At 28.2% G+C, this 14013-nt stretch carries 14 protein-coding genes; 3 read left to right on the plus strand and 11 right to left on the minus strand.

The window, feature by feature from the left end; all coding sequences use genetic code 11:
• Nucleotides 1-21 precede the first annotated feature (21 nt).
• From DAD81_RS18605 to DAD81_RS18615, 3 genes are read left to right on the plus strand one after another with little or no spacing between them, the layout of a single operon-like run.
• Complete coding sequence (locus tag DAD81_RS18605) at nucleotides 22-978, plus strand: efflux RND transporter permease subunit (RefSeq protein ID WP_157961186.1); 957 nt, start codon at nucleotides 22-24, stop codon at nucleotides 976-978.
• Between the two features lie 12 nt (nucleotides 979-990).
• Entirely contained in the window at nucleotides 991-1728 is a 738-nt protein-coding gene (locus tag DAD81_RS18610; RefSeq protein ID WP_111709819.1) for a Clp protease/crotonase-like domain-containing protein, read from the plus strand.
• A gap of 20 nt (nucleotides 1729-1748) precedes the next feature.
• Nucleotides 1749-3101 (plus strand): TolC family protein, encoded by a 1353-nt coding sequence (locus DAD81_RS18615; RefSeq protein ID WP_111709820.1) that lies wholly within the window; start codon nucleotides 1749-1751, stop codon nucleotides 3099-3101.
• A 416-nt stretch (nucleotides 3102-3517) separates the two neighbouring features.
• On the opposite strand, the gene DAD81_RS18620 is transcribed toward DAD81_RS18615, so the two are convergent.
• From DAD81_RS18620 to DAD81_RS18670, 11 genes are all read right to left on the minus strand, one after another.
• Nucleotides 3518-4378: a CPBP family intramembrane glutamic endopeptidase gene (locus DAD81_RS18620; RefSeq protein ID WP_111709821.1), complete on the minus strand. Its 861-nt coding sequence runs from the start codon at nucleotides 4376-4378 to the stop codon at nucleotides 3518-3520.
• A 113-nt stretch (nucleotides 4379-4491) separates the two neighbouring features.
• Entirely contained in the window at nucleotides 4492-4683 is a 192-nt protein-coding gene (locus tag DAD81_RS18625) for a hypothetical protein (protein WP_157961187.1), read from the minus strand.
• A 337-nt stretch (nucleotides 4684-5020) separates the two neighbouring features.
• Nucleotides 5021-5947 carry an alpha/beta hydrolase family protein gene (locus DAD81_RS18630; protein WP_111709823.1) on the minus strand — a complete coding sequence of 309 codons (927 nt, stop codon included), beginning with the start codon at nucleotides 5945-5947 and terminating at the stop codon, nucleotides 5021-5023.
• Between the two features lie 392 nt (nucleotides 5948-6339).
• Nucleotides 6340-7128 (minus strand): peptidase MA family metallohydrolase, encoded by a 789-nt coding sequence (locus DAD81_RS18635; protein WP_111709824.1) that lies wholly within the window; start codon nucleotides 7126-7128, stop codon nucleotides 6340-6342.
• Between the two features lie 362 nt (nucleotides 7129-7490).
• A complete protein-coding gene (locus DAD81_RS18640; RefSeq protein WP_111709825.1) occupies nucleotides 7491-8312 on the minus strand; it encodes a hypothetical protein in 822 nt (273 codons plus the stop codon).
• 361 nt (nucleotides 8313-8673) lie between these two features.
• Nucleotides 8674-9594 carry a ThuA domain-containing protein gene (locus tag DAD81_RS18645; RefSeq protein WP_111709826.1) on the minus strand — a complete coding sequence of 307 codons (921 nt, stop codon included), beginning with the start codon at nucleotides 9592-9594 and terminating at the stop codon, nucleotides 8674-8676.
• 131 nt (nucleotides 9595-9725) lie between these two features.
• Entirely contained in the window at nucleotides 9726-10376 is a 651-nt protein-coding gene (locus DAD81_RS18650; protein ID WP_157961188.1) for a DUF3667 domain-containing protein, read from the minus strand.
• A gap of 266 nt (nucleotides 10377-10642) precedes the next feature.
• The gene (locus DAD81_RS18655) at nucleotides 10643-11401 is read right to left on the minus strand and encodes a tRNA-uridine aminocarboxypropyltransferase (RefSeq protein ID WP_245949356.1); all 759 of its coding nucleotides are present in this window, start codon (nucleotides 11399-11401) and stop codon (nucleotides 10643-10645) included.
• 133 nt (nucleotides 11402-11534) lie between these two features.
• On the minus strand, nucleotides 11535-11969 hold the full coding sequence (locus DAD81_RS18660) for a hypothetical protein (protein WP_111709829.1): 435 nt from the start codon (nucleotides 11967-11969) through the stop codon (nucleotides 11535-11537).
• 85 nt (nucleotides 11970-12054) lie between these two features.
• The gene (locus DAD81_RS18665; RefSeq protein ID WP_157961189.1) at nucleotides 12055-12489 is read right to left on the minus strand and encodes a GNAT family N-acetyltransferase; all 435 of its coding nucleotides are present in this window, start codon (nucleotides 12487-12489) and stop codon (nucleotides 12055-12057) included.
• Nucleotides 12490-12665: 176 nt separating this feature from the next.
• Entirely contained in the window at nucleotides 12666-13892 is a 1227-nt protein-coding gene (locus DAD81_RS18670) for a hypothetical protein (RefSeq protein ID WP_111709831.1), read from the minus strand.
• Between the last annotated feature and the right edge of the window lie 121 nt (nucleotides 13893-14013).

The raw sequence follows: 14013 nt of genomic DNA on the forward strand, positions 1-14013 counted from the left end.
ATGCATAGATATTCAAGATGATTGGAGAAATCAAGTGATGACATGGAGTCCAGAATTTTCACCTATAAAAGCAAAAGAACTGGTATTACACGTAGTGATTTAGGAGCGGCTATTCAACGCTCAACAAGTTCTGGTTTAATAGTAGGTATGTATCGTGAAGATAATGAGCAACTACCCCTTATACTTAAAGTTGAAAATGATTCAAAAAACAGTATTGAAAGTATTAGTAATACAGGTGTGTGGCCAAGAATGGGAAGCGCTTCAGTTCCATTAAAAGAAGTGGTGGAGAATATTGATCTTTCATGGACAAATAGTGTTATTCAACGATACAATCAACAACGTGCAATTACAGTTCAATGCAACCCAATTGATGTAAACATGTCTGGAACAACATTACTTTCATTAGTAAAGGCAGACATCGAAGCGATTGAATTACCTGACGGCTATTCTGTAATGTGGGATGGTGAGTATAAAAAATCTAAAGAAGCAGGTGAAGCAACGGGTATTTTTTTCCCTTTAGCAATGCTACTTATTGTACTTATAATTATAATGTTATTTAACAATGTTCGCCAAAGTTTAATAATTCCACTACAAATAATTGGAGTTGCAGTAGGTTTATTTATTACTGGAAATGCTTTTGGATTTATAGCTATTGTAGGTTTTCTAGGACTTATGGGAATGGTACTTAAAAATGCAATTGTACTTATGGATCAAATTAAAATTAACTTAGAAAAAGAAGGTGTAATACCATTCAATGCTATTATAAAAGCAGTAATCAGTCGTGCTCGACCAGTAATATTAGCAGCTTTAACAACTATGTTGGGAATGATGCCGCTAATAGGTGATGCTATGTTTGCTTCAATGGCCGTAACTATTATTTTCGGTTTATTGTTTGCTACTGTACTTACACTTATTGCTGTACCATTACTTTATGCAATTTTCTTTAAAGTAAATGCACCTCAAAAAATAAACCAATAACAAATCGATATCATGACAAATACAACAGATAAATATTTTAATATACGTTACCATAAATCTTCTGTAATATTAGAATTAGACTACATGATTTTCTTGGAAAATGAAACCTATTCTCATAAAGAAAAATTAAAAACGATTTTAGATGAAATTGAAAAAAGTAGAGAAATAGATATTGTAATAATTAGCAATAACCATACTAACTTCTCTTTAGAAAAATACAAAGAAAAATGGGACGCTTTTTATAAAGGGGCATATTGGGAAGATAATATTCTTAGAGTATTTAGAACCTATGATGAATTGTTTATAAAAATAAAATCACTTAAAAAAGCAATTGTTTTTATGAGTAATAAAACAGTGAATACAATGCTTTTCAATTTTAGCATGTCTGCTGATCTACGTTTTATTAGTAATGATTTTGTTATTAATAATAACAATAAGAATATGGTAAATATACCTAAAGGAGGGCATATACTTAACAAGTATATTTACAAAAACCCATTTAAATTAATATTCTTATTAAAAGAAATTAAACCTGATACGCTATACAAAAGACAATTGGTTGATAGAGTTTATTCAAATAATTTAGAGGAAAAAGTATTAACTATTGCTGATCATTTAGCAACATTTGACTATATAGAAATGGAAACTATAAAAATATTAGATCATAAAAGATTAAATAAGATAGAGCATAAGCTCCAAAAAGAAAATGAGTTTTTATTATCCTGTATAAGAACAAAAATAAATCAATAAGAAATTAGAAAGTAATTGTAATGACAAAAAAAATAAATCATACACTATTTCTTTGTGTATTGATGCTTGCAATAAGTATTAAAGTTCAATCACAAGAAACGTTGAGCTTAAACGAATGTAAAAAACAAGCCTTGAAACACAACCAAACAGTTAAAGTTAAACAAGCTAGTTTTACATCAAGTGAGGCTTCGTTAAAATTGGCCAAGAGAGCTTCTTTACCTAACGCTGATTTTGAGATAAGTTATCTTTATGCAAATGACCCTATGCAAATGAATATTCCAGGTTTTGAATTACCAAATTTAGACGGAACACCAAGTGGAGTTTATTCACCTGCTGCGTTAACTAATTTACAATACAAGAATAGTTACAATGCAAATGTAGGTGTTGCATTACCTATATATATGGGTGGAAAACTAGCTCAAGCACGTAAAATTGCAGTTAAATCTATGGCTATTTCAAAATCTGAAATAGCCCTAAGTAAAACAGAAGTTTTATTAAATATTGAAGAACAATACTGGACATTAGTTTCGTTAATTGAAACACAAGAATTAAGTATAAAATCAATTAGTTTCTTATCTGATGTAGTTACTGATGTAACTAACTTCTATGAAAGTGGTATAGTAACCAAAAATGAAGTATTAAAGGCTCAGGTTGAGCTAAATAACGCGAAACTTAGTGATATTTCTCTTCGTAATAATATTGAGATGCTGAAAATGGCTATAAACCAATCAATAGGAAAAGAAATTAATAGCCCTTTACAAATTGAAGATAAGGAAATTGATGAATATATGAAAATGGACCTAATAAATAGTCAGAATATAAGCATAGATAACCGTGAAGAGATTCAAGTATTATCTAATATGACCAAAATTTATGAATCAGAGAATAAAATTGTAAATGCGGATTACAAACCTCAACTTACTGCTTTTGGTAATTACTATCTTCAGAATCCAAATCATTTATCACAACAAGAAGATGAGTTAACTTTTAATACTGGGGTGTCTTTAAGTATTCCGGTTTTTCACTGGGGTGAAAAAAGTTTAAAAAACAAACAAGCACAAATAAAAGTCTCCAATGCTGAATTTCTACTAGATCAAACAAAAGAATTGTTGACGCTTGAAATTCATCAGTCTATTTTTAAATTAAAAGAAGCAATGACCAAATTGCATTTTACCATTGAAGCATTAAGGCAAGCTGAAGAAAATTTGAATTTAGAAACAAACCGTTTAAAAGAGCAAGTTTCCACTACTACAGATTTGCTTAATGCACAAGTACAATGGCAGAAAGCTAAAGTTGACTATATTTCGGCAAAAGCTAGTGTAAAAATTAGTGAAGCAACCTATTCAAAAGCTATCGGTAACTTAAATCCTTAAACTATTTATTCTCACATATAGTTAGTGTTTTATCAAGTCTTCATGGCTTGATAAAGCATTATAAAAACTAGATTATTTAACAAAGAACTTAAGTAGGAAATTATATTTTAAACCACTTTTATTAATATATGCAGAAATTTAATAGAACGAACATTTAAGAATGTTCTTGGCTCAGTATTTAAAATTTAAGACGGTTTACTCATTTTTAATCAAATTAAAATCAAAGAACTTTCATACAAGACAAAATGAATAGCTAGGATAGAAGAAGGGAAAAAGATTCACTTCATTTATACGTTTTAAATAACAGAAACTTTTAATAAATATAGAACAGAGTACTATGCTAAAAAGCAAATTGTACGGTGAAGGAATTTTAGGTAAGTACTCTAGTGAAAAATTAAACTATTTTTATTTGTTTTTTACCACAGTACTTTATTGTAGCTTGTTTTTTCTATTTTATTCTTACTTATTGATAATTTCAAAAAGATAATGCAAACTATGAGTAGTAAAATTATAGACAAAATAGAATCTTCTATACCAAAATCGCTTCCTATTAGTAAAATGGGCCCATTAAAATTGGAATTGATTATATGTTCTTCTTCTGTTCCTGAGAGATTAGAACCATAAAAAGGTTGCGCAAAGTTCCATCCTAAATGAAACGCAAAAGGCAACCATAATCTTTTTGTATAGGTATACATTATACTATGTGCAAAACCAAAGGTTAATAATAGTAGAACAGACAATAATGTAACATTGTCATTCAACAAATGTGGTACTGTGAAAATTATAGATATTATTAACAAAGCTAAATAAGTTCCTAACCATTTTTCAATAATTCTATATATAATTAGCCTGAAAAAAACCTCTTCAATTAAAGCTGCAATTACAAGAAATGAAAATGGTGCTAATAGATAAGAAAAGTCAGAAATACTATCAACGGTATAATAACCGAGTAAATAAAGAATTAATATTACCAATGATAAAACAAAAAAACCAAATAGAAAACCACCTAATAATTCTGTTCTTAAATTTGTTTTAGACAGTTCTTTAATTTCTCGTTTTTCATATATTTTGAAAAAATAAAAATAACTTAATAATAAAACAATAACAGAAATATAATTTATAATAGTATCTCCAATTGGCTTACTGTTAATAAAGTTATGTATTAAAGGTTTTGTAATAAAATTTTGAATTCCAATTAGTATTCCAAGACAAATTGTAATTCCTAAAACTATTTTGATTACAGGAAAGTGAATTATTTTTTTTAATGTAAGTTTCATCAATAAATTTTAGGTTTGTTATAAATAAGCTACCATGTGTTTTTATAAGATTTTCGGATTTGTAAAATAGAAGATTTTTTGGACGATACAAATTACTTGTTGAACTTTTTTTATTATTCTCTCTGCAATTCTAATTTTACTAATTGTATTAAATCATCTATTTCATCTCCAAATTCTTGTCTATATTTAATTGCAGAATAAGTAAGGCTTAACTTAAGAGCAAGTAAGTTTTTTATTTTTTGATTATTTAAAATTAAGTTATAGTTGTTTTTTGATTCATTATCAATATTAATGTTAGGTTCCATTATTTTTAATAATCTAACAAAATTTACATCATTAACAATAATGGCATCAATACACATTGTTGCAGTGTTAAGCTATCGTTTATAAAAGAAGTTAATCCAGTAAGAGTTAGTTCTAAATTAGTAAAACTCTCACGTATTTTACGATTTATTACAATACTTATTTTACCGGTATTTTTTATATCTGTTTAAGAATTTTATCATTGGTTAAAGATTGGTCATAATGAATTACAACGGGTTATAGTTTTAATTTAGTTTCGATAAATACTGAAGGGTTTTTGTGCTGGAAATCAGGATTAAAGATACAGAAAGAATATTTTGTAGGCACTGTTTTGGTATTCTAATGCGTGTTTTTTATCACATTATTCGTAATATTGAAAGCCTTTTGTTTTATCCAATGAATAGAAATATTGATTGGTTCTGTTTTATTTGTGTTGTGTCCTAAAGATGGGAATAAGACATATTCAAAAGGTTTGTCTTTTACTTTTAGATTATTAAGATGTTCTATACATATTTTTACAGGAATCTGAATATCTTTTTCACCAAAAACCCAGAGGCCTGGAGTTGTAAGGGTTCTTAAAGCATCTTTTGGGTCAGTTGCTTTAAATTGAAATCTGTCAGGGTCGTTCTTGATATGTTCACGTACATCTTTTTCTGTATGATTTTCCCAAAAATCTGTTTTCCCATTTGTATAAAACTGAAATCTGAGTTGTTCAAGAGTAGTTATGGTAGGACAACTAAATAAAACCATAAATTCTATTAGTGGATTTTTATTTGCAGCAAAAGGAATTATCCATCCAGCTTGACTGAAACCTACAAGACCTACAGGTAAATCTTTATTTTGTTGATGAATTATATTTACAGCAGCACTCGCATCTTTTGCTAATAGATTAAGATTATCAGTACTAATATTGTTTGTTCCTACTTCAGGACCAGCATAAACTCCGCCAGATTCTCCAACTCCTCGTTTATCATAGGTCAACACCAAAATGTCATTTTTTGCATATAATTCAGCAAGTTTTGTCATTCTAGGTACTCGGTCAGAACCGTGTACAATAACAACAGCTGAATGAGGATGTTTGGGACTATAAACGGTACCTGCCAATTTAATTCCTTCACTCTCAAATATCACATTTTTCGTTTTTATTGAATCTATTGATTGAGCTTTTAAATGATTTGATGAAGATTTTTTTTCTTCGCCTAATTTATTGCAACTAATTACAGTGAGAAACAACGACAGTAATACAAGTTGACTTATTAATTTCATTTGTTGATGTTTTTATCGAATTATTCTTTAACTCCATTTAGGTTGCATTACCTAAAATGATTTAAAGTTTTGATTTTGTTACAATAAGTTCGTTAGCGTTTTTTGTGCTGGAAATCAGATTTAAAGATACAGAAAGAATATTAGAGAATTACCGAACCTAGCAATGAATAAAAAGCATTGTTGGCTTTTCGTGTTTTTTCTGCTGTATAATTTATTTCATTTTCTTTAATTTTATAAACTTGCTCTTACGTTAATGCTAACGCTTTTTTATATAATTTGTATGTCTGGAAAATTAGAGATTTTTATACCCTAGCAAATCGTTTATTGATATTTGTCGTTTGTATTAGTTCTAATTTAAGAATAAATTATATGATGTATTGTAGGTGGTTATTTTAACACCCTTCATTAAATTCTTCCCAATCAAATTCGATATTAGTTGGGTGTTTTTCGTTTACATATTTAGCTAAAATAATTTCTAATTGTTGATGATCAAATCCATATACTGATATCATTTCATTAAAACCTTTTACCCATATTTGTTTAAATTTATCCAAACCATAATTATCAATTAAAAATTTGCATATAAACGCACTTTGGCTGTAAGCTATCATTTCAGGATTCCCATAAAAATTATTAGCTAGTTTATTCATAGTAATTAATTTTTTACTCTGAATAAAATATTTGTAAATTTCAGTTAATGAATATTTTGAGCAAATTCCACCGGAATATGTAGCAAGTCCTTCATTCATCCAAGTAGATGTTTCGGGAGGAGTTCCCCATTTATACATAGTTATCATATGCATCATTTCGTGTTTTATGGGTGAATCTTTATCTTTTAATAAAGTAAAAAAAGTATTTCTATCAGGAAAAGCCATTCCTTGGGCTCCCATTCCAGTATATTTTAACATTTCTGTTCTGGATTCTAAGAACTCAATATCCATTTCATTTGTAAATTCAGTTTCTTTAATTAACTTTAAATTTTCGGTAATGGAATTTTGGCACTCTTCAATTGCAGAATTTCTTCTAGAAATGTGAATCTTGGATGAGAAATGGTAAGTTATGTTATCAATCGTTTTTGACTCTCGTGTAATTTTTGTCCATTCCTCATTTTTTTTAGATTTGTTTGAACAGCTTACAATAAATCCGATTAAAATAATGGTTACAATTTTTCCTAATTTCATTTTTTTGAATTTGATTTTTAATTACCTACAGCGAGTTAGTATATGCTTGGTAGCTATTTTAAACAACTAATTTAGTTAATAAATACTGAATAGAAATTTCCGTTAGGATTTTTGTTAGTGTGCTTAAAACAAGCTATAAATTATTCACCTTGTTGCCATTTCGTTTTTTCAACTTGTTCATATTCAATCAAAACTCTGATTTCTTATTTTAGGCTTGCGTAAATCCTGTTAGGATTTATTCTCGAAATTTTTTAAGCTCCGTTTCAGTAAAAAATTCCGGATTCAGTTTTGTTTTTATTTTTTTCAAACTTACTAAAAATCAGAAATTTATATTCATTCATTAAAGTCGCTAAATTATTTAGCTAATTTCCTAAATATACAAAAGTATTAACTGATAAACTTTTTGGAGTGACATCTAAAGTTGTTTGTGTAACACCACCATTTAATGATGAAGTTGTTATTGTATGAGAATGGTTCCCTGCAAAAGATGCTGCTACATTTGTAGGAACATTATTTCTACTTGTAACATTACTTACACTTGAGCCACCTGAGTTCCATGGAGAACTATCAATTGAATATCCGTGATTATGATTTCCATTGGTATTTGTAGTTCCTGTTAACGTAACATTTGGCAAATTGGCTTGTACAATCATTTTATTATTAGAATTTGAAACAGTTCCTAACAATGTACCGTTTTGTACTAAAAACGAATTGGTTGCATCAGGTAAATTGGAGCTAAACCCTAAAGTTGTAGCCTGTGTTTGTTGAGTTGACGTTAGTGAACTAATAGCTCTGCCATTTAATTTTATCCAACCATTATGGTCTGTTGATTGAAAACCTTGTTTGGTATCTCCATAACTAAGTTTAGTATTGCTATTCATAGATCTCCAAATGTTACCATCGAAGTAATAATAACCAATTTCAGTAATTTTTTCAGTTTGCGTATTTACTGTTCCACTTAAATCAGTTATGTATATTATAATACCTATTTGATCGGTTGAATAAGCCGTTTTTGCAATTAAATTAATTCTTGAAATTCGAGGAGCTATTACACCATCTGCGATAGTAATTTCAGAAGGGTTACCTCTTAGATCTAATGTAGCTTTTGGGTTTGTGGTATTAATTCCTACTTGAGAAAAACTAAAAAAAGGTAATAATAAAGTAATAAGCAAAAGATGTTTCATAAATTTAAAATTATGTAGTCTTTATTCAGGACGAGTGCAATGAATGGCAATGGTTTTGAATAAGGCTAATAGCGGTTTTGAAACCGTAATTTTTCAATGTATAAATTTAAGTTATTTATGTTTTAGAAACATTCTATATTGTTGAATATAGCAGTTTTTTTAGATGCATTGTCCTTGTTGCAGAAGAAGCCCCAAATATAAAGAAATACTAGGTTTATAGATGAAGAAATTTTTATTTCATGGCATGTAAGGCAAGAAATAATATCAAGAAAAATTATTTGCTAACTTTTAGTTAAGTGAGCGCGCACTAGGGCGCAGTTTTTATTGCCTTATGCAACGATTATCATTGTTGTAATTCGTTTTAATTCTTAGTGATAGGATCTAGGGGAACTAACTCTATCTTATGTTCGGTAGGAAAATTATTAGGTATTTTATAGGATGACTTTCCTGTAGCCAACCACTCTGTAGCACGAATCAAGATTGTTTGAAATCCGACACATCTATAACTTACGGGGTAGGAGTCGCCTTTCCAAAGATGTCCCATAGATGAATTATACACCCTTCCTTTCCCATAAGAGACTACCCATTCTACAGGCCACTTAATATTAGTGTTATTGTCCTTGGCATATGAAAGAACAGTAAGGTTTTTGGCTGGGCCTCTGGCAAACTTATAAAGCTCCATATCAGGTGTTTTCCATACCTTAGGAAAACCTTTATTAATGGCGTGATCATTTAGGATATAAATAATTTCATCATTTCTGGGCCCATGATAGGTATATTTTCCTTCATGTACTGGAATTTCAACTATTTCTTTATTTTCCTTTATCTGTAATGCAATCCCTTCATCTTTAGATCTCCAACCTAATCCTATCATTAAATTATATTCTTCCCACCTAGAAAAAGCATTGTTCGCAGAGTGAAGTATGTATAAACCACCACCTGACCGTATGTATTCTTCTAAGTTTTTCTCTACTTCTCTAGGCCATCGTATATTTTTATTGTGAATATTATTGGTGTTTTGTATAACAACATCATAATCTTTAAATTTCGGTCGCCAGTTTTTCCATTCGTTATGTTCGTTTTCATAAGGTGCTGTTGAAATAACAACATTAAATAAATCGCTATTTTCCAGAATTGTTTTAACAACTAAAGAGGTTTGTTTCCAATTATGATTACTAAATCCGTCTACAATCAATACATTTAACTTATCAGAATGAGATTGGGCAAATACAACGTGTCCAAAAAAAAGAAAGATTGCTGATCTAAGAAATAATTTTACCATAATAAATTAATATTTAATTTGTTTCATTTTGAATGTTTTACAACGAGTTTTTATAAGATTTGTTCGTTTGTCGTTTTAGCTAGTTTAAATTTAAGCATAAATTATTATAGATTATTGGCAGTAGTATTTATTTATTTATTAAAAATAACGACTCCAGTTATTATTGAAATCAAAATAATGAGTTCTATGTGAAAGAGGATATATGTTAATAATATTAACAGCATATTTTTAATAGTCTTATTATTTTTAAAAAACTGATTAAAGACCCAAAAATTAAATATTATTCCAAGTATAAAAGGAAACGACGGCATATAATAGCCTTTAAAAAAAACAAGACTAAAAATTAAATAAATTACTGTTTGTTGACCGGTAATATAAAAATTCAATATTAAGTGCTCAAAGTAATTGTATTTTGATTTTTTAAAAACTAAATAAGATGCCAAAGAAAAAATTGGCAAAAATAAAAGAGTAGAATATGCGTTATTATTTGCTAACCAATTCAAAAATTTCACACTCGCAGATGCATCAGTAGTGTTTTTGCTCAGACTTTCAGCTATTCCAAACATAGAATCTCCCAAATATGTATTCATATCTGTTAAATATGTTGTTAAAACATATAAAGTAGAAGCCAGAAGTACAAATGCTAAAGGTTTAAAATGTTTTTTTCTCTTTCCTTCTAAATATTCTCTTATGCTTTTTCCAGGTCTTGTAAATAATTCTTTTATTGTGAATAAAATTCCGCGATTTACTTGAAAAATACTATTAGAAATTTCCTCTAACAAGTATTTAAAGTCAACTTTCCCAATGTTTGAATTTTGCCCGCAATTATTGCAAAAATTACCATCAAAATTCTGTTTACAATTCTTACAAACCATTCTGTTTTATTTTTTTTGAGTGAGCTTTTCATATTACCGCTAACGAGTTTTTATAAGATTTGTACAACTGGAAAATCGGATATTTTTCGGACGAAGCAAATTGCTTGTTGAATGTTTGTTGTTTTAGCTAGTTTAAATTTTATTTATTGTTATAGTTAGTTTTTATAATACATCTATTCTTGTTCAAAAATAACACTTCTTTCAGTATTTTTCTTATATGTGTTCTTAGGAATAATCTCTCTGTTCTCAGTTGAACAATAGTTTTTACTATTTGGGTTTAGAATATATTCGAGTTGATACTCAATCATTTTTTCAAAAGGAATAAGGAAGCTGTTCGTCTCGCATTGTTCTAAGTTACCTTCTTTAAGTAAATTTAAGATAGTATATACAGACTCAATAGTGCTAAGGCAAAGAGATTCTGGCTGCTGCTTGATAATAAATTTTGATTTGATTTTATTATCAAAACTCACTCTTTTTAGTTTTTGTAAGTTCTTACTTAGTTTAAGCATTTTGCGGGCGCAGGGCCATGTGCCATCAAGAATGAAGATGTGTGGATTATTACCCATAAAAGAATTTATTTCTGAACTTTCTCTTATGGATAAGTTGAAATTATCTTTTCCCGGATAAAGTAGGAAAGAACAACTATTTTCTTTAGTCAGTATTTCATTTACACGATTATTATTGGTAAAATTGACACCAACTATAATTTCTGAATTTTCAAGTTGAAGATTAGTCATATGTCCCGTTCCGTTTTTTTCTTTTTTGTACTCCTTCGGGTGCATAAGAATTATAAAACGAGTTTTAGTTTGGAAAGGACTAATGTGTTTGCAAATACATGTGCTTGAAGGCCTCATGCATTTATAACAATTGATTCTTGGGTTTTTTATTTCTACTTGCAAGGTGAATATTTTTTTTATTTTTCTACTTGCCAACGGTTTAGTGTGTGGAAAGGCGTGTTATGGTTTTTGCAGTTTTTCGTTTTATAAAACTAATAAAATTAGTATTAAGAAACATTCTATTTTACTTAATGCAGCAATTTTGGTTTTGTATTGATGTAGGACGTTTTTATATATTCGTTCCATAATGCCATTTAATAATTCCTCTATTTTCAAAGTATTTATTATAATCTTTATTATGAATCTCATAAAAACTATTAACAATTCCTTTATCAAATTCAAATTCGTATTCAATTAGGAAATTATTCACAAATGTACCGTCCACATCATTCATTTTATAATTATTGTGAATTATATTCGTAATAATAGCTGACTTAATTATTCCTTTATTATACAGATTCTCAGTTTTATAATTCTTAAATATAATCAATGAAGTAATCAGAATTGTAAGGGTTAAAATTAACATGAATAAGTTTCTTAACCTCATTTTGTTTTTTTTTACTTTTTTAGCGATACTTTCTTTTTCATTCTGAACTACCTCATAACTCAAAGTATATTTGTTTTTAATTTTGTCTTTGTTAGTTATATCCTTTAGGAAATTCATTTTATGTATGGCTACGTTTTAAGCTAAACAGCGTTAATCTCCTGCAGGAGTTGTAATGCGATTTAGGAGCTGTTATTTACAGTATTTATTTTTCCATCTCATAACGATCCAATGATTCTGAGTAATATTTGGGTTTAATTTCAATCGTTTTAAACCCATGTTTTTCGAAAAAAGGTGCAATTTCTTGGGTGGTAGCTAGTGCAATTATGCTATTAGGGAAATTTTGAGTAATAGAATCAAATCTATATTCAAGTAGTTTTTTTCCATAGCCTAATTTTTGAAACTGACGGTGAACCATTCCCCAAGAGAGATATATTTTAGTTGAATTTTTCACAAGTAAATAACCTGCACAGCCTATAACTCTATTATTTTCTTCTAGCACGAAATAAAACTCCTTTTCGGATACAGAATAAGCGAGTTTTCCTTCTTCCTGAGCTACTAGCCAATCTTTAAAAAGAGGAATCTCATCTTCGCCAAAATAATCAGGGGTATTAATTTTAATAATTTCCATACATGCCATATGGTCTTTTTTTGAATATTTTCGGATGTTCATTTTGGATGTAATTAACGAGTTAGTACATGGAAAGTAGCAGATTTGAAAACGTACTTTTCAGATGTTTAAAATTAATGTATTTTTGATTTAGAAACATTCTAATTTAATGTATGTAAGCTATTTTTTATGTACTTTATTTGGCTCTAGTTTTTTTCTAAGATTATTTTCATTTTATCACTTATATTGGTGATGCTTTTCGTATTTGTATCATTATTTTTATTAAAGAGATACATCATTTTATTAGGGAAATTTAAAACAACTCTTTCAAATTCCCAAAATAAAGGAACTCCTAACAGGTTATTTGAAGAAGAATCTTTTATCAATATATCTTTAAATAATGTATTGTCAATTTTTAAATTAACAAAAATATTTCTAGTTGTTTTTTTATTTTTAAATAGAACTTCTGTACTATCATTCTTTTCCATGCAATCTTTATACGAGAATAATCCTTTTGAGGTATTACTACTGATTAGGTATTTATAATTTTTAGAAATATTTAAGGTGTCTTTAATAAAAAGAGTTGCATCACAACCTGAATCTAATATTACCTTTTTTTTCTCTCCATTTATTTTAATTTTAACAACCCAATTTTTTTTATCAATCTCATTTAAAGGAATAATTACAGCTTTAGAAATGTTTTGTAACTTTGTTTTTTCACTTATACTTACAGTTTTATTTAACATATCAAAATCCCAAACAAAACAATTTATTATATTGTTACCTAGTACTCCTGCAATTGAATCTTGATTATAAAATATTCCACATTTTTTCTCCCAAATATCGCTACTCATCGAAACAAAATGATTTTTTTTAAAAGCTAAAGCTCCAAATGAAAGATTTTTTAGCTTATGAATTTTCATTTTATTTTTTTTGCCATTAGAATCTATAATGGGCATTATAAATAAAGTATCGTTTTTTAAAACATTATATTTTTCATTAAAACCACATAATTCTGCACCAGTATCAAAAGCTATATATTTTGTTTCATTTCCAATTTTTGCTTTCAGATAAATATGGCCTGATTCAGAACTATAAAAAGGAATTGTTGTAGTATGTTCAGTATTACTCCAAGTTGTTAAATGTTCCGAAAATAAATTTGAATGGTTATGCTTAGAATTATTTATCAAGAAATTTAATAGAGTAATGAGAAGAAGAATTGTAATAGTAGAATAAAAATATTTTTTCTTTTTTATAAAAAACAGAACAAATATAAAACTAAGAAAAGAACTAATATAAATAGGGAATGGATTTAACGAAACTATAATTTCACGACTAAATTTATAGGTTACAAAAAAAGTAATTATAAGAAAGGTAATTGCGGTAATAATTGCTAATACAATTTGTGATAATAGATTTAATATTTTTTTCATAGTTGCTTTTTACTGCAATTTTTTTCTACTTGTGAGCAACGGTTTTTTAAATGAATTGTACGTTTGAATAATCGGAGATTTTTCGGTGCTAGCAAATCGTTTGTTGAATGTTTGTTGGTTT

Source organism: Lutibacter citreus (genome assembly GCF_003260195.1).
GTDB classification, from domain to species: Bacteria; Bacteroidota; Bacteroidia; order Flavobacteriales; family Flavobacteriaceae; genus Lutibacter; species Lutibacter citreus.